Annotated in this window: 14 protein-coding genes; 3 read left to right on the forward strand and 11 right to left on the reverse strand. The window is 61.8% G+C overall.

Annotated features, from left to right (window positions below; translation table 11 throughout):
- Positions 1–78 precede the first annotated feature (78 nt).
- Genes HPQ62_RS03530 through HPQ62_RS03555 form a run of 6 tightly spaced genes read right to left on the reverse strand, consistent with a single transcriptional unit; the run spans position 79 to position 6,258 of the window.
- Positions 79–984, reverse strand: a complete 906-nt coding sequence (locus HPQ62_RS03530; RefSeq protein ID WP_174801097.1) for an RDD family protein — start codon at positions 982–984, stop codon at positions 79–81.
- Positions 981–2,048: a stage II sporulation protein M gene (locus tag HPQ62_RS03535; protein WP_174801098.1), complete on the reverse strand. Its 1,068-nt coding sequence runs from the start codon at positions 2,046–2,048 to the stop codon at positions 981–983. The genes HPQ62_RS03530 and HPQ62_RS03535 overlap by 4 nt, the downstream gene beginning before the upstream one ends.
- A complete protein-coding gene (locus HPQ62_RS03540) occupies positions 2,045–3,358 on the reverse strand; it encodes a DUF58 domain-containing protein (protein WP_174801099.1) in 1,314 nt (437 codons plus the stop codon). The genes HPQ62_RS03535 and HPQ62_RS03540 overlap by 4 nt, the downstream gene beginning before the upstream one ends.
- Positions 3,358–4,314, reverse strand: coding sequence for an AAA family ATPase (locus HPQ62_RS03545; protein WP_174801100.1), 957 nt, complete (start codon positions 4,312–4,314; stop codon positions 3,358–3,360). Before HPQ62_RS03545 ends, HPQ62_RS03540 begins: the two co-directional genes overlap by 1 nt.
- Positions 4,283–5,602 (reverse strand): hypothetical protein, encoded by a 1,320-nt coding sequence (locus HPQ62_RS03550; RefSeq protein WP_174801101.1) that lies wholly within the window; start codon positions 5,600–5,602, stop codon positions 4,283–4,285. The genes HPQ62_RS03545 and HPQ62_RS03550 overlap by 32 nt, the downstream gene beginning before the upstream one ends.
- Positions 5,599–6,258 carry a DUF4129 domain-containing protein gene (locus HPQ62_RS03555; protein WP_174801102.1) on the reverse strand — a complete coding sequence of 220 codons (660 nt, stop codon included), beginning with the start codon at positions 6,256–6,258 and terminating at the stop codon, positions 5,599–5,601. The genes HPQ62_RS03550 and HPQ62_RS03555 overlap by 4 nt, the downstream gene beginning before the upstream one ends.
- A 425-nt stretch (positions 6,259–6,683) precedes the next feature.
- On the opposite strand from HPQ62_RS03555, the gene catB reads away from it, so the two are divergent.
- Positions 6,684–7,343 (forward strand): type B chloramphenicol O-acetyltransferase, encoded by a 660-nt coding sequence (catB, locus tag HPQ62_RS03560; protein ID WP_174801103.1) that lies wholly within the window; start codon positions 6,684–6,686, stop codon positions 7,341–7,343.
- Between the two features lie 112 nt (positions 7,344–7,455).
- On the opposite strand, the gene HPQ62_RS03565 is transcribed toward catB, so the two are convergent.
- The 3 genes from HPQ62_RS03565 to HPQ62_RS03575 are packed head-to-tail and all read right to left on the reverse strand — an operon-like array spanning position 7,456 to position 10,642.
- Positions 7,456–8,496: an HlyD family secretion protein gene (locus tag HPQ62_RS03565; RefSeq protein ID WP_174801104.1), complete on the reverse strand. Its 1,041-nt coding sequence runs from the start codon at positions 8,494–8,496 to the stop codon at positions 7,456–7,458.
- Between the two features lie 20 nt (positions 8,497–8,516).
- Positions 8,517–10,193 carry an efflux MFS transporter permease gene (locus HPQ62_RS03570; RefSeq protein WP_174801105.1) on the reverse strand — a complete coding sequence of 559 codons (1,677 nt, stop codon included), beginning with the start codon at positions 10,191–10,193 and terminating at the stop codon, positions 8,517–8,519.
- Positions 10,190–10,642, reverse strand: a complete 453-nt coding sequence (locus tag HPQ62_RS03575; RefSeq protein ID WP_174801106.1) for a MarR family winged helix-turn-helix transcriptional regulator — start codon at positions 10,640–10,642, stop codon at positions 10,190–10,192. The genes HPQ62_RS03570 and HPQ62_RS03575 overlap by 4 nt, the downstream gene beginning before the upstream one ends.
- Positions 10,643–10,932: 290 nt before the next feature.
- Between HPQ62_RS03575 and HPQ62_RS03580 the strand changes: the two genes are divergently transcribed.
- Both HPQ62_RS03580 and HPQ62_RS03585 read left to right on the forward strand, forming a co-directional pair.
- Positions 10,933–12,216 (forward strand): OmpP1/FadL family transporter, encoded by a 1,284-nt coding sequence (locus HPQ62_RS03580; protein ID WP_244629535.1) that lies wholly within the window; start codon positions 10,933–10,935, stop codon positions 12,214–12,216.
- A 108-nt stretch (positions 12,217–12,324) separates the two neighbouring features.
- The gene (locus HPQ62_RS03585) at positions 12,325–12,732 is read left to right on the forward strand and encodes a DUF2147 domain-containing protein (protein WP_174801107.1); all 408 of its coding nucleotides are present in this window, start codon (positions 12,325–12,327) and stop codon (positions 12,730–12,732) included.
- Positions 12,733–13,062: 330 nt separating this feature from the next.
- On the opposite strand, the gene HPQ62_RS03590 is transcribed toward HPQ62_RS03585, so the two are convergent.
- Both HPQ62_RS03590 and HPQ62_RS03595 read right to left on the reverse strand, forming a co-directional pair.
- The gene (locus HPQ62_RS03590) at positions 13,063–13,383 is read right to left on the reverse strand and encodes an SCP2 sterol-binding domain-containing protein (RefSeq protein ID WP_174801108.1); all 321 of its coding nucleotides are present in this window, start codon (positions 13,381–13,383) and stop codon (positions 13,063–13,065) included.
- Positions 13,384–13,413: 30 nt separating this feature from the next.
- The gene (locus HPQ62_RS03595; protein WP_174801109.1) at positions 13,414–15,204 is read right to left on the reverse strand and encodes an acyl-CoA dehydrogenase C-terminal domain-containing protein; all 1,791 of its coding nucleotides are present in this window, start codon (positions 15,202–15,204) and stop codon (positions 13,414–13,416) included.
- Positions 15,205–15,217 lie beyond the last annotated feature (13 nt).

The following is a 15,217-nucleotide window of genomic DNA, read 5'->3' on the forward strand; positions in this document are numbered from 1 at the left end:
TTCTGCTCCTTTAAGTTTTCGGTGAATGAACATGTGACCGGCAGACGGTCGGGATGAAAAAGTCGTCCGATTGCGAAATCAACCGGTGTCCGAAGGCGTGTCGGCATGGCGCTTGTCGGCCCGCGCCTCGCCAAACAGCTTCTTCTGCTCCAGATAGCCACGCTGGGCGGTGTAAAAGGCGTGCAGGAAGGTTTCTTCCTCATGCGGCGCGACGGTTTCCTCGTAGCCGATCTTGCGGCGGATGCGCATCGCCACATCGGCGAGACGGCTACTGGTCATCTCGTTTCTCGCACCGCGCAGCAGGCGCTCGAGCACCTGCAATTCGTAAGCGCCGTAGAGATCCATCTGCTGGGGCGTGAACACGAAACGCTCGCGAGCATCGACGCGCGCATTTGCAAGATCCGGCAACAGCGCTGACGATGGGTTCGAGATCACTGCAGTGCCCGCAATGATGTCGCCGAGCCGCTGGTTCTTCCCCGAGGCGATCGGAATGATCATCACGATGATGAACCATATGAATGCGACCACAGGCTCGATCGGGCTCGTTATGGACGCCGTGAGCAAGACCACAAGCGGGGTGAAGATTTCGATCTCCTTCATCAGGTTGCGCACCACGATCTGATGAACGGACAATCCCTGCCCATCGGCAGAGACGACGCGGATGCCGAGCAGGCGCTTTCCGGGCGTGCGGCCATTGGCGAGCAGTTCGGCGATCACGTAATAGGGCGTTCCGATCAGCAGAAACACCAGCGATGCGACGGCCTGGGCGGTTGCGAAGTCGAAGGAACCGAGCAGACCCAGCGTCAGCAGCACCAAGGCGCTCGCGATGAGGGTGATGATGACATCGACGATCTGGGCGCTTGCCCGCACCGAAAGGCTCGCCGTCCGGAGCGTGAGCGGAACGCCTTCCGGGGGAATGATGGCAAGAGAACGCCGCTCTTCTTTCGATGGCTTGACGCGTTTCGTGTTCGCGGCCGTGTTCATGATGAGAGCTCCGAAGCGCCGTTGCGCTTGAGGCTTGCCCCACCATCAGCGGCGAGCGCTTGCGTTGCGTCGCGTCCGGCAAACATCAGCCAGGAGAACCAGAGCGCGCCGATGCCCCAGCCGATGGCGACGCGCCACGGCGCGGACGTAACCAGCTGTCGCCCAAATCCCTCAAGAAGGCCGGCGGCAAGCAGCATGATGGCGGCCAGCACGGCAAGCTTCGCGGCATCGAAGCCTGCGGCGGCCAATGCCGCCTTTCTGGTCCTGTCGCCGGGAAAGAGCACTGCCCGGCCCAGCCGGAAGCCTCCCGCCGTGGCAATCGCGATGGCGGAAAGCTCGGTGACGCCATGGATCGAGAGCCAGGCGAAAAGATCGAACCCCATGTCCTTTTCAACATAGATGCTGACAAGCGCACCAAGCATGGCGCCGTTGAACAGCACCAGCAGCGAACTGGGCACACAGGCCATGATGCCGAGCACGAAGGAGAAGATCGCAACACGGGTATTGTTGGAAAACAGATAGGTCGCAAACAGACCCAGCTGATCGAGGGCGGCAGGCTCGTCATCGTAGATCACGCGCCGCAGCGCGTCGGCGCTTGCCTGCGGTCCGCGTCCTTGCGCCATGTCCTCCGGCACGATCGCATAAAACCAAGTCGGATCATTGTGCACCAGCAGGAACGCTGCCAGCGTGCCGAGCGCAAGCAGCGCGAAGGCGATCATGATTTCCAATGCCGAACGGCGGAACGCGTTCGGCGCACCATGCGTGAAGAACCGGGAGAGAACGCCCGCGACACTCGCGCGCGGGGCGTAAACCACCAGATAGGCCCGGGCGCTCAAACTCTCCAGAAATTCGATGATGGCGGAATCAAGCGAAATCTCGCGTGCAACGGACAAGGCGTTCACGGCCTGGCGATAGAGCGTCACGAGATCGCGGGCATCTTCGAAGGCAAGGCTCTTGACGCCGCGCCGTTCGGCCTGGTCGACGATTGCGAGAAGCCGCAGCCAGTCGCCTTCGCGTTCGCTGCGAAACCGGCTCGATCGGATGGTTTCACCGGAAAGGCTCATATCAGCTCCCGCGAACGAATGGTCATGTAGGTGGAGAGAAGCTCAGGCCTGAGACCGCCCGGCGTCGTCTCGATCACGAAGACACCGAGCCGCAGCAGACTATCCAGCACCCGGCGGCGCTCGCGCTCAAGATCGGCGGCGGCAACCGTCTCGGCGACCATGGCGATATTGTCAGACTGCCGGCGATGATAGCGCTCCAGAAGCGGATCGCGCAGCGTGACGAAGATCACCACGTGATGCCGGTTCAAGACCTGCACGTTTTCGAGCAGAAGCTCCGCGGTCGTGGTGTCGACGAAATCGGAAAACACCACCACAAGGCTTCGACGGGAAAGGCGCTGATGCAGATGGCTCAGCGCCAGCGTATGATTGGTCTCCACCAGCCGGTACTCGAGCGAAGCCGTATGGGACCGCAGCTGCGCAAAGGCACGCCGGCCGTCCATAGGCGGCACGAACAGGCGCGGACGCGCATCGAAGGCATAGAGGCCGACGCGGTCACCGCCGAGGATGCCTGCCCAGGCAAGGGCGAGACCGGCATTGATCATGTGGTCGATCTTGGCGAGGCCGTCCACCTCCTCGCGCATCAGATGGCCGTTGTCGAGCGCAAGCACGATGGAATGGTTGCGCTCGGCCTGCATCTGCCGCGCCACCAGTGCGCCGTGGCGCGCGCTGCGCTTGTAGTCGATCGTGCGCGTATCCATGCCGGCCACGAATTCGCGCAGCTGGTGAAACTCCGATCCTTCGCCATGTATGCTGGTCGCCCGCTCCCCGAATTCCATTGAGGCGATCTCGGTATCGAGCTCTCCTGAAGTAATCGACCGGATATTGGGAACAACAGATATTTCAATATCCTGTAGATGGTTCTCGATAAATTCGATGAGGCCCAGCCTGCTTGCGCGCAGAACTGAAATCATAGCGATCCGCCACCTGCCGCGCTTTGTCGCGCGCGCTGTAAAATCGGCCAGCGCGTGGCTTTGGCCTTGGGCGGCGAGCACGATATCGGTCGGTCCGCTCACACCCTCTGGCCAGCGCAGCCGCGCAACGGCATGACGCACGGAGTAACGACCGCCAATGGCGTCAAGACGGAGCGTGAAGCGTGCCGCTTCCCCGACAAAAACCTCATGAGCGCCGGAGAAGTGCAGCGCGAAACGGCGTCCGCCGGGTGTGATCACCGCATCCGCGATCACGGCAAGGCACAAGGCGGCCCAGGCCACCGCCATCGACAGCGGCGGAATGGCCGGCAGCGCGATCGCCGCGACGGAGAAGGCCGTCACGCCGCATGCAAGAACCAGAAGCAGGACGGATGGACGCATCAGCGCGGCGCTTCTGTTCTGTCGAGAATGGCCTCAAGCACGCTCTTCTGGGTCCGGCCTTCGATTTCGGCCGAAGGGCTGAGGACGATCCGGTGGCGCATGACGGGGATGAACAGGCTCTTCACGTCGTCCGGAATGGCGTAGTCGCGGCCGTCCAGCGCGGCCCTTGCGCGCACCGCGCCACACAGGGCATCGGCCGCGCGGGTCGAAACGCCGTGAGCAATATCGGTATCCTCGCGGGTCGAACGCGCAAGCGACAGTACGTAGCGCAGGATCGTCTCGTCGAGACGTATCGCGTCGATCACCGCCTGCCCTGCCCGGATCTCGTCGATCCCGGCCACCGGCGTGATGGCTGCCTGGCGCACATGGGCATCGAGCCCCTGATTGGCATGGCGTTGCAGGATGGCGAATTCCGCATCCTCGTCCGGATGGTCGATCACCAGCTTGAACAGGAAGCGGTCGAGCTGTGCCTCTGGCAATGGATAGGTGCCCTGCTGTTCGATGGGGTTCTGCGTGCCGATCACGAAGAAAACATCGCCCACCGCATGATCGACGCCGTCGATCGTCGCCTGCCGCTCGCTCATGACCTGCAGAAGGGCTGCCTGGGTCTTTGGCGGTGCGCGGTTGATCTCGTCGGTGAGCAGGATGTCGGTGAAGATCGGCCCCTTGACGAGCTCGAACCGGCGGGTATCGAAGTCGAAGATGTTCGACCCGGTGACATCGCCGGGCATCAGGTCCGGGGTGAACTGGATGCGCTTGAAATCGAGCGAGAGCGCGGCAGCGACACTGCGGGCAAGCAGTGTCTTGGCGGTTCCGGGCGGGCCTTCCAGCAGGGCGTGGCCACGCGCGAACAGCGCAATCAGCAGAAGCTCGACGATCGGCCCCTGCCCCTGCACCGCTTTTTCAATTTCGCCGGTCAGCCGGTCACGAAGGGCGCGAAGCATGTCCAAATTCATCAAGGGTCTCCTGAACCGCTTTTTCGAAAGGTGTCAGCGCCGAAAGGCGCCGGTGGGGATCGAGCTCGGGGTCGGTCACCGCCGCATAGGCCGTGGCAAGCCGCGCGCCGGTTTCGGGCGCGCGTCGCGAGACCCGGGTCATGATGTCTTGCGCAACCGTGCCGGAAGCGCGGCGCGAGGGCCCCAGGACGACGGCGTTCAGCAGTTCCATGCGGGCCCTGACATAGGCAGCCACCAGATCGCTCTGGCTGCCCGAAAGTCGCAGCAGGCGGGACGAGGCCGAAATCGTCTGGGACTTCGAGCCGATGACAGCCATTCCCTCGCTCTCAAGCGGCTCACCAAAACGGCGGCTGCCGCGCCAGAGCGCAAGCAGCACGGTCAGCCCGGCGCCGAGCCAGAAGAGCGAGAATGGATAGCCGAAGAAACGCCCGAGATCGGCGAGCGAGCGCTCATGAGGATCGACGCCCGACGTGTCGGTGACATTCGCATAGGTCGTGGGATCGATATAGACGGGACGGCCAGCGGCAAGATCGCGGATCATCTCCGTTGCGATGCTGGCATTGTCGCCATTGGCAAGCCCGTGATTGTCGAGAAGATCGGGATCGGACAGCAGATAGAAGCTGACGCCGTCCTCATAGACATCGTCGCACCTGGCAAGAAGCGTTCCCTCGTCACCAAGGGTCAGCAGTGGCTCACAGATTTCATTCATGCCCTCGCTGAGGACGCGCGGCGCATAGAGCGCGGCCTGTCCGAGCGACGCGCCATCCTGGTCCAGGACCGCGGTCTCGGCCAACAGGCCGTCCAGCGTTCGCACGGAAGGCCCGCGCCATATTCCGAAAACCGTCATCTGCGCATCCGCAATGAGAGCACCGCGATCGGCCTTGCCGGTCGAAACCATGTCGCTTCGCCATTTCGGCAGCACGACCAGCGTATCGGCGCTTTCGATCTTCGACGTGAACACCTCAAGCGGCATCTTCCTGAACGTCAAACGCTGGGCTGATGCTTCGCGTTCGTCATCATCGCCGCGCCCGATGGTGAGATAGGGATCATACAGCGGAAGGATGCGAAGGATCGGCGTTTTCTCGCCTGCGATCTCGACCGGCGCGTCATGATCGACAGACACATCTTGCCCCTCGAGCCAGATCGCCAGCCCCGCCGTTCCGATCGCGCTGCGTTCGATATCGGCCTTTCCCAGGAAAAACATCAGAGACAGGGCGCCGATCACGATGACCGCCATGACCGCAAGCGGGGTTGATGAGCCGGCTGTCGTCTGCTTCACCTCACTCATGCTCCGGTCCTCTTCAGAAACGGCGCCGCCAGGTCGAGGCAATGCTGGTACTGCGCCGCTTCGATCTCATGCCCGCCGAAGACCACGCGTTCCACCTCCCTGGCAAGGGTCTCCAGGGTCTCGCGATGGCCGAAGCTGCCGGGAAGCCGCGCCATGATCTCGCGCGTCGTCAGGCTGCGCTTGACCGGGATGCTGCTTTCCTGGGCGGCGAGCGCCAGGAAGCGCTGCAGCACCAGGCGAAGCCCCTTCCTGGGGTCAGGCTCGGAGCGAAGACGCTCGATCAGTCCGTGATCTATCACTGCGGGTTCAAGCGGTTCCGGCGCTGCCGATGCGGGCAAGCGGGCATTGTTGCGCGGACCTGCAAGTTCCGCCAGCGTATTGCGCGACCGATAGAGCAGGAAGAGCAGCAGACCAGCAATGATCGCGACAATCGCCCAGCCGATGGGTTTCGTGGAGCCGAGCTCGGCAATCTCGCTGGGCTCTTCTGTATCCGACGCATCAGCATGTTCGCCTTCGGGCGCGATATACTTGATGTTGGTCTGAAGTCCGCGCCCTCTAACGGCTTCGAGATAGGCTTCTCCGGTTGCATTGCGCGGCGGCGCGACAGTCTGGATCGGCGAACGCCCGCTCGCAAGGAGGGGGCTCGCCGTGAGCATCACGAGAGCAGAACAAACAACTGTTAAAACAAGGCCCTTGCGCCTCATCGATGCCATGCCCCCGAAAACTCAAGCCCAGAAATAGAACGTGAGCGGCAGACGTCAACCCTTGCGGTGAAAGTAAAGACTTACATTTTTATGCAATGTTAGATTGTTTCAATGCCGGCGGCACATCTCTTTCAACGCTACCATCGCCCTTCGCATGGCGAATGCTCCACGCCGCGCGTGAGAACGCGCTTGCCTTCCGCGGTGGCGCGGATGCATGATCGAGGCATGAAGTCTGCGGATTGTACCATCTGAATCTGCTTCCGCGTTTGATCGCGAGAAGCCTTGCCGCTGGCACTGAATGTGCCGGCTCAAGAATGCGTGTGTTCTGCGCGCAGGACATGACAGCCTGCCAAGGCTGAGATTGACTGGTAGATTTCATGAGCAACTTCTTTGAAAGCCCGTTCAAGGGCATCCCCCTCGACCGTCAGGTCAAGAACCCGAACATCACGGTAGGCCGATACAGCTATTATTCCGGTTACTACCACGGTCACGGTTTTGACGATTGCGCCCGTTTCCTCCCGCCCGATGAGGGCCTCGACAGACTTGTGATCGGCAGCTTTTGCTCGATCGGCTCGGGCGCCGCCTTCATCATGGCCGGCAACCAGGGCCACCGGAGTGACTGGATCAGCACGTTTCCATTCTTCTGGATGAGCGAGGTCGACTCATTTTCCGGTGCGCGAAACGGCTACGAACCAGCCGGAGACACGATCATCGGCAATGATGTCTGGATCGGATCGGAAGCGATCGTCATGCCGGGCGTCACCATTGGCGACGGCGCGGTGATCGGCACGCGGTCGCTCGTGACCCGCAATGTCGAGCCTTATGCGATCATCGGCGGAAACCCCGCGCGCAAGATCCGCGACAGGTTCGAGGCCGCCGATATCGCGCGTCTGATCGAGATGGCCTGGTGGGACTGGACGGATCAACAGTTGAAAGCAGCAATGCCGATCCTGACGTCCGGAGACGTGCCGGCGCTTCATGCCTACTGGCAACGCCATGTGGCGTCGGCGTCAGGTGTACGCGGCCCTCGCGGCTGAGATTTGGCCGGCGCGTGGGGTGAGCTGGCCTGCAGGCTAGGAAACCTCCCGTGCCCCTTCTGTCGGGTTGCCGGCGCGCTGAAATGGCGCGCCGGAACCTCTGTCATCTCCATCAGCCATTCTGGGCCTCGATTCGGGTGACCACCGAAAGGCCGGGCACCAGCTTGTCGAGGTCGGGCTGTCCGGGGTCGATGGCGATCCGGACCGGAACCCGCTGGGCGACCTTGGTGAAATTGCCCGTCGCATTGTCCGGCGTGATGACCGAGAACTGCGATCCCGAGGCGGGCGAGAAGCTCTCGATACGTCCGGTGAAGGTCTCGCCGTCCAGCGCATCAACCGTGAACGTCACTTTCTGCCCCTGCTTCAGACCGTCAAGCTGGGTTTCCTTGTAATTGGCGATCACCCAGCGATTGTCGGGCACGAGCGCGACAAGCTGCGTTCCGGGCGACACATATTGTCCCTCGCGCGCCTTTACCTGGCCGAGCGTCCCGTCACGCGGTGCGGTGATCCGGGTGTTGTCCAGGTTGATCTGGGCAAGCGCGCGGGAAGCCTCGGACGCCGCAACATTCGCCTCCAGCGAGCGGCGATTGACGATCGTGGTCTGCAACGCCTCTTTCGCAACCTCGACGCCGGCACTGGCCTGATCCAGCGCGGATTTCGCCTGATCGAGCGTTGCCCGCGCCTTGTCAATGTCGGTTCCGGTTGAAAGCTCCTTGGCTTTCAGCCGCTCGATGCGCTCCCATTGGGATTGGGCGTTCTCCAGGCTTGCCTTGGCGCTCGCAACACCGGCTTCGGCAGAACCGATATTTGCCTGCGCGGTCTTCTGTGCCTGGGCATTCGCATCAAGAGCCGCCTGCGCCGCCTTCAGGCTCGCTTCGGCCTGGGCAAGCTGCTCGCGGTAGATGCGATCGTCGAGGCGCACGAGCAGGTCGCCCTCCTTCACCGGCTGGAAGTCGGTCACAGGAACATCTGCCACGAGCGCGGAGAGTTGCGGCGAAAGCAGCGTCACCTGTCCCTGGATATAGGCGTCATCGGTGCGTTCCGTTGCGCCGTCAAAGGGCGGAAGGTTCCAGGCAAACAGCAGGGTCACGATGCCGCCGATGCCGATGGCAAGTGTAAGATAGGCGGAGAGAGAGCGGAATATGCGTGTCATGATCTTGATCTTCTTGTGGTTCAGGCGGCCAGTCCCTCGGCGGCGGCACGCCCGTTTTCCCACCGCTCGAAAGCAACATCGATGATGAGAACGGCGAGCGCCACGCAAGCGAGCAGGCTCGTAAATCGGAAGGCGTCGTTGTAGGCGAGGACGTAGGCCTGCTGGCGCACTTGGCTTGCAAACAGCATGGCGCCCTCAGCCTTGCGCAGGGCGACATCGCCGATGGACTGACCGTAGGCGCCGGCAAGCTGTGCAAGGCGCTGGCTCACCAGCGGATCGCCGCCGGTAATGTCCTTGGCAAGCGCGGCGGAATGGATCTGCTCCCGCCAGGTGACGAAACTGCCGAACAGCGCGGAGCCGAGGATACCGCCGACGCGCTGGGTCGTCAGAAACACGATGATGAAGCTCAGGATGTAACTCGGCCCGCGCTTCAAGGCGGCCATGAAGCCGATCAGCATTGCCGGCGGCAGATAGAGGCCCGCAGCAAAGGCAATCAGCGTCTGGCTCAGATACATCTGCTCGGGACGGGTGAGGCTGGTGGCCTGACTGTCGAGCCATGTTCCGATGATCAGCAACACCAGAGCGAAGCCGTGCATGGCTGCGACCCTGCCCGGCTTTATCAATGCCGCACAGGTGACGCCGGCTGCGATCGTTGCCACGATCATCACGATATAGAGGCCGCGCAGCTGCTCGTTGCTCAGGCCGAGCATCATGAAGAAGCCGCGCGCGCCGCTCGATTGTTCCGAAAGGATGATCCGGAAGATCAGAAGAGCGCCGGTGAAATGGATGATCTCGGCCGAGGTGATCCACTTGATGTCGACCAGCGGGTTTTCGCGATGCGTTTCCATCAGCACCATGATCGTCAGCGATGCGACGCCGACCACCATGAGCCAGCCGATCCAGGGCTTTTCCGTCCACCAGTAGAGCCGCCCGACGGTCAGCGCCACCGTCAGCGCACCCATGCCGACAAACAGGAAGCCGAAGGCAATGAGGTCATTGCGGCTGATCACCTTCACCCGCTCGCCGGAAACCAGCGGCAGCTTGTAGATCAGCGCGAGCGAGACCAGGGCGAGCCCGATCTCGAAAATGTAAAGCCTCTGCAAGCCGCCATAATCCAGAAGAACAGGCGCCATCAGCCCGGCAAGCGGCGTGCCGAGGGAAATGACCGTCATCGCCGACGAGATGCCGATCGAGAGCTTCTTTTCACGCGGAAGTCCCTCCAGCATGTAGAGGATAGCGATCGACGACATGGGCGCTGCGGCAACGCCGGCGAAGAAGCGCATGACGATTGCCGCTTGGTAATTGTCAATCCAAAGATGGCAGAGATTGACCAGCACATAGAGGACAATCGAAACCTCGGCGAACCGGCGCAAACCGAATTGCTGGCGCATCTTAAAGAGCATCAGCGTGAGGCTGGCATTGGGCACGAGATAAGCCGCAAGCATCCAGGTCGCTTCGGTCGTGGTTGCCTTCAGCGGTCCGGCAATCTGCTGGATCGACACCGAGATGAAGGACATGCCGAGGGCCTGGGTGATCCCGATCACGGTTGCGGCGCACATGTAAAGCAGAAGCTGCGGCAGCGGTTTCGGCGGCTGAGCCGGTGGCGCGCCGGGATAGAGCGGAGCGTGCTGGGACGGCGCTGCGGGCGCCTCGCTTTGCTTTCCCTGCTCGGCCTCCAGGGTCTGGATGGAACTCATGGCTCGATCTCCATCCGCTCGATCCGCGCAACGATCGCCTGCAGCAGCGCGGTTGCCTGCTTCAGTGCTGCCTCGTCCTCCGGCACGAAGAAGGCGCCGATGAAACCCGCGCGTTCTTCCATAAGCCTTTCGGCCATCGCCTTTCCATGCGGACGCAGTTGCACGAGATTGACCCGGCGATCATCGGGATCGGTAACGCGCTCGATCAGATCGAGCGCAGCCATCCGGTCGAGCGTGCGCACCAGTGTCGGCTTCTCGAGGTCAAGCTCGCCGGCAAGCGCGCTCTGATTGAGGCTGCCATGGCGGGCAAGAAGCGTCAGGACACGGGCGCGGGAAAAAGTCAGACCGAGCGCCGAAACGCGGGCATCATAAAGCGTCCGCATCTTGCGGCTGGTCACGCCAAGCGCTTCGATAAAGGCGATCTGCAATTCGGTCGAGGAATCGGGCATTGCTGACTTGATATCCGTTAGTGGGCTATTCGTTAGCAGGCTATATATTATTGTGCGCAGAAACTTCAAGTGTCTCGCCTCCGGGCTGCCTTCGGCGACCTCAGAGAGGCTGTGCGGAATGTGCAGGCGGAATGGCTTCGCCCCAGAGCCTGTGGCCTATTCGCCACGCATGCGGAAAATTTATATGCATGGTTCCTTAAAAGGATATTGCATTACCTAAACGTCAGCTATCTTTCCAATTGGGATGAAGGGGCGCGATGCGCTTCAGTTCGCGTGAGGAGGAGCAAGCGATGAACATGACCAGCCGAATGAATATCCTGCTTTTGGGTGCGGCCACGATCTTGACTGCGGGGTCGGCCTCTGCCGGTTCGTTTGGGCTGCGCGAGCAGAGCGCGCTTGGACAGGGCCAGGCCTTTGCCGGCGCTGCGGCGGGACAGGCCGGCATCGGCTCGATGTACTGGAACCCGGCAACCATGGCGGCCTTCGAGGGCTTCCAGGTGGAAGCCGACATTTCCGGCATCTTTCCATATTCCGACATTACGCCGACGAGTGGCACAGCGCCTGCGCTGCTGCTGCTCGGCGGAACCGGCTCGACCGGCGACATGGGGATGGACGCGGTACTGCCTGCCGGCTATGCGAGCTACCAGATCACGCCGGATGTCTGGATCGGCCTGGGCTTCAACGCCCCGTTCGGCCTGAAAACCAAGAACCCCTTCAACTATTCGGGCCAGATCTATGCCCGTACCTCGGAAGTGGTCAGCTACGACATCAACCCGACCATCGCCTGGAAGGTGAATGACTGGCTCGCCATCGGTGGCGGTATCGAGGCGATGTATTTCGAGACCCGCCTGACGCAGGCTATGAGCCCCTTCCCCAATGCGCCGTCTGCCGAACTGCAGGGTGATTCCTGGGGTGTCGGCTTCAATCTCGGCTTCACGCTGACGCCGATGGAAGGCACCGTCATCGGTGTCGGCTACCGTTCGCAGATCAAGCAGAGCCTTGATGGCACGCTCGATCTCGGGGCCATGATGGCGCCGCTTCCTGCGGGTTCCTATCCGGTTACGACCGACATCACCCTGCCCGACCAGATCACCGTCGGCCTGAGCCAGAAGATCACCGATCAGCTCACACTGAATGCCGGCTTCGAGTGGACCCACTGGAGCGTGTTTGATGAATTCCCGGTCTATGGCACCGCAGGTTTCACCAAGGGCATGCAACTGACGGATCTGCCCTTCGAATATGATGACGGCTACTACGTCTCGGTCGGCCTCGAATATGCCTGGAACGAGAAGTTCACGGTTCGCGGTGGTCTCGGCTACGAATGGTCGCCGATTTCGGTCACGAACCGCGACCTGCGCCTCCCCGACAGCGATCGCATCCACGCAGCCGTTGGCGGCACCTACAACTGGAACGACAAGCTGTCGCTCGATCTTGCCTATGAGCACATCTTCACGACGGGCGATACCAACATCCAGATCGATGCCAACAACCCGCATTATGCCGGCCTTGCCTTCTTCGGCGATGTCGATGCGCATGTTGATATCGTATCGGCCAGCCTGCGCTACCGCTTCTGACGATAGCGGCCGCCTCCGGTCCATCACCGGAGGCGGCACGGCCTTTTCGGGTCTGGAGGAGATCGCGTCAAGGCCGTTCCATGGGCAACGAAAGGGAGGAATTTCAGCATGAGAGCATTTTTTGGCGCAGCGCTCGCAGCTGGGCTGATGACGGCCACCATGGCCGCCGCTGCATCACCCGATGGCAGATGGCTGACGGAAAGCGGCAAGACGCAGGTTCAGATCGCCCCTTGCGGCAGCAATTACTGCGGCACCATCGTCTGGCAGAAGACGCCTTCGAACGACGAGAACAACCCTGACGCTTCCAGGCGCAGCCGCCCGCTTGTCGGGACGCAGATGCTTTCCGGTCTCGCGCCCGACGGCAACAATGCCTGGAAAGGCAAGCTCTACAATTTCGAAAACGGCAAGACCTATACCGGCAAGATGGAACTCACCGATCCCAATACGCTGAAGCTTTCGGGCTGTGTTATGGGCGGCGTGATCTGCAAGAGCCAGACCTGGCGGCGAACGAAATAGAAGACAAAAAGACGACCGGGCGCCGCAAGGCAAGGCCGGTCGCGCAGGATCCAGGCAGCGCCCCCAAACAGACGCTGCCTTCTGTTTGCTACCAAACCGCCCTTAAACGCGGGTCATCCTCGTGCCTGACACGAGGATCCAGGCAGAACGCCCAGTGTCTGCAACAAGATTTGAAAACAATCTGTTGAGCCGCCTGGATGCTCGGATCAAGTCCGAGCATGACCCCTGTGGGTGGGTTGTCGTGCGTGGCAACCTCAGACGCTGCGGCTTGACGAGCAGCATAAAGGCCGCGCCGGAAAACCGGTGCGGCCTTTCGTGTTTCAGATGGGCCTAGGAGGCCTCTTCGAGAAGGCTGGCGAGTTTCAGCGCAACCCCTTGCGAGCCCCGCACTTTCAAACGGCCGGTCGAAAAGGCCAGCATCGGGTTGAGCTTGCCGTTGATCAGCTTTTCGAGATTGTCGGATGACAGGATGAGGACGGTATCGGCCTCCGCCTCGCCCGTCTCATCCTGCTCGATCTCGACATTTCCGTCCGTCGCATCAAGCAGGATCGATCCGCCATCCTTCATGTCGAAGCGGACCCGGTAACCGAGGTCCTCGAGCGCATCCGATTTGTCTTCCATCGCGGCAATCAGCGTATCGATTTCAGCCATTCCATAAGTCTCCCGTATCGCGAACCGCCATCAAAACGCCATCTCGTCAAGCGCCATCATCGCGGACTTGCCAGAGCGGATCGCGGCAACCAGGCCAGCGGCCTGCGGCAGGATGCGGGTCATGTAGAAATCAGCCGTGACGAGCTTCGCCTTGTAGAACTCCGGATCCTCCGCGCCCTTGTCAAGCGCCTCATGGGCGACCTTGGCAGAACGCAGCCACATCACGCCAAGCGCGACGAGACCGAAGAGACGCAGATACTCGGTTGCCGCAGCACCCGCCTCTTCCGGATCTTTCAGGCTCTTCTGCGCAATCTCGGCTGTGCAGAGCTGCAGCCCGCCAAAGGCCTTCGAGAGTGGCTGGACGAGGTCGGACAGGCGGTCGTCATCGACGGCGGCGTCAATCTCCTCCAGCACCGGGTGGAAGAAGGCGCGCAGATAGCGGCCCATATGCGCCGGCATCTTGCGGCCGACGAGATCGAGCGCCTGAATGCCGTTGGTGCCTTCGTAGATCATCGAGATGCGGCTGTCGCGGACATATTGCTCCATGCCATGATCGCGAATGAAGCCGTGACCGCCATAGACCTGCATGCCGATGGAGGCAGTCTCGAAACCGAGATCGGTGAACAGCGCCTTGACGATCGGCGTCATCAGGGCGGTGAAGTCTTCCGCTTCCTTCCGCTTGTCCGGATCGGGGTGGTGCTTCATCATGTCGAGGTTGCGCGCCACCCAGCCGCCAAGCGCGCGGCAGCCCTCGGTATTGGCCCGCATCGTCATCAACATGCGCCGGACATCGGGATGCACGATGATCGGATCGGCGGGCTTGTCGGGGTGCTTGGTGCCTGCAAGCGAGCGCCCCTGAAGCCGCTCCTTCGCATAGGCAACAGCGCCCTGATAGGCCGCTTCGCCCGCGCCAAGACCCTGAATGCCGACGGACAGCCGCTCGCTGTTCATCATCGTAAACATGGCGCGCATGCCCTTGTGCGGCTCGCCAACCAGCCAGCCGGTGGCCTCATCAAACGACATCTGGCAGGTGGCGGACGCCTTGATGCCCATCTTGTGCTCGATGCCCGAGCAGGTGACGCCGTTGCGCTGGCCCGGCGTGCCATCGGCATTCGGAAGGAACTTCGGCACCAGGAACAGGCTGATGCCCTTCACGCCCTTCGGCGCATCGGGAAGGCGAGCCAGCACCAGATGGATGATGTTTTCTGTCAGGTCATGCTCGCCGGCGGAGATGAAGATCTTCGAGCCGGTGACCTTGTAGGAGCCGTCTGCCTGCGGTTCCGCCCGGGTTCTCAAGAGGCCGAGATCGGTCCCGCAATGGGCTTCCGTCAGGCACATCGTGCCGGACCAGGTGCCTTCGACCATCTTCGGCAGATAGGTCTGCTTCAGATCCTCGCTCGCGTGGTCGACGATCGCCTGATAGGCGCCATGGGTGAGGCCCGGATAGAGGCCGAAGGAGAGGTTGGCGGCGCAGCTCATCTCTTCGACCAGCTTGTTGATCGATTCCGGCAACCCCTGCCCGCCCCATTCGGGATCGGATGCCATCGCCGTCCAGCCCGCTTCCGCAAAGGCCTTGTAGGCTTCCTTGAAGCCTTTCGGGGTGCGCACGACGCCGTTTTCCAGTACGCAGCCCTCTTCATCGCCGGGTGCGTTGAGCGGCAGCAGCACGTCGGTACAGAACCGGCCGGCCTCCTCCAGGATGGCGTCCGCCAGATCCGGCGAAACTTCCTCGAGACCAGGGATATCGGGATAATCGCTGATGCCGATCAGTTCCTGCAGAACGAAACGCATATCCCTTATGGGTGCATGGTAGACGTGCATGGTTTGCGTCCTT

The sequence above is a fragment of the Martelella limonii genome, from assembly GCF_013344475.1.
Lineage (GTDB): Bacteria > Pseudomonadota > Alphaproteobacteria > Rhizobiales > Rhizobiaceae > Martelella > Martelella limonii.

Coding starts and splice junctions, on each gene's coding strand:
- HPQ62_RS03575 (WP_174801106.1), bottom strand. CDS start 10,642: ATGCCCGATTCCTCGACCGAATTGCAGATCGCCTTTATCGAAGCGCTT.
- HPQ62_RS03530 (WP_174801097.1), bottom strand. CDS start 984: ATGAACACGGCCGCGAACACGAAACGCGTCAAGCCATCGAAAGAAGAG.
- HPQ62_RS03540 (WP_174801099.1), bottom strand. CDS start 3,358: ATGCGTCCATCCGTCCTGCTTCTGGTTCTTGCATGCGGCGTGACGGCC.
- HPQ62_RS03555 (WP_174801102.1), bottom strand. CDS start 6,258: ATGCTCACGGCGAGCCCCCTCCTTGCGAGCGGGCGTTCGCCGATCCAG.
- HPQ62_RS03595 (WP_174801109.1), bottom strand. CDS start 15,204: ATGCACGTCTACCATGCACCCATAAGGGATATGCGTTTCGTTCTGCAG.
- HPQ62_RS03545 (WP_174801100.1), bottom strand. CDS start 4,314: ATGAATTTGGACATGCTTCGCGCCCTTCGTGACCGGCTGACCGGCGAA.
- HPQ62_RS03590 (WP_174801108.1), bottom strand. CDS start 13,383: ATGGCTGAAATCGATACGCTGATTGCCGCGATGGAAGACAAATCGGAT.
- HPQ62_RS03570 (WP_174801105.1), bottom strand. CDS start 10,193: ATGAGTTCCATCCAGACCCTGGAGGCCGAGCAGGGAAAGCAAAGCGAG.
- HPQ62_RS03535 (WP_174801098.1), bottom strand. CDS start 2,048: ATGAGCCTTTCCGGTGAAACCATCCGATCGAGCCGGTTTCGCAGCGAA.
- HPQ62_RS03580 (WP_244629535.1), top strand. CDS start 10,933: ATGAACATGACCAGCCGAATGAATATCCTGCTTTTGGGTGCGGCCACG.
- catB (WP_174801103.1), top strand. CDS start 6,684: ATGAGCAACTTCTTTGAAAGCCCGTTCAAGGGCATCCCCCTCGACCGT.
- HPQ62_RS03550 (WP_174801101.1), bottom strand. CDS start 5,602: ATGAGTGAGGTGAAGCAGACGACAGCCGGCTCATCAACCCCGCTTGCG.
- HPQ62_RS03565 (WP_174801104.1), bottom strand. CDS start 8,496: ATGACACGCATATTCCGCTCTCTCTCCGCCTATCTTACACTTGCCATC.
- HPQ62_RS03585 (WP_174801107.1), top strand. CDS start 12,325: ATGAGAGCATTTTTTGGCGCAGCGCTCGCAGCTGGGCTGATGACGGCC.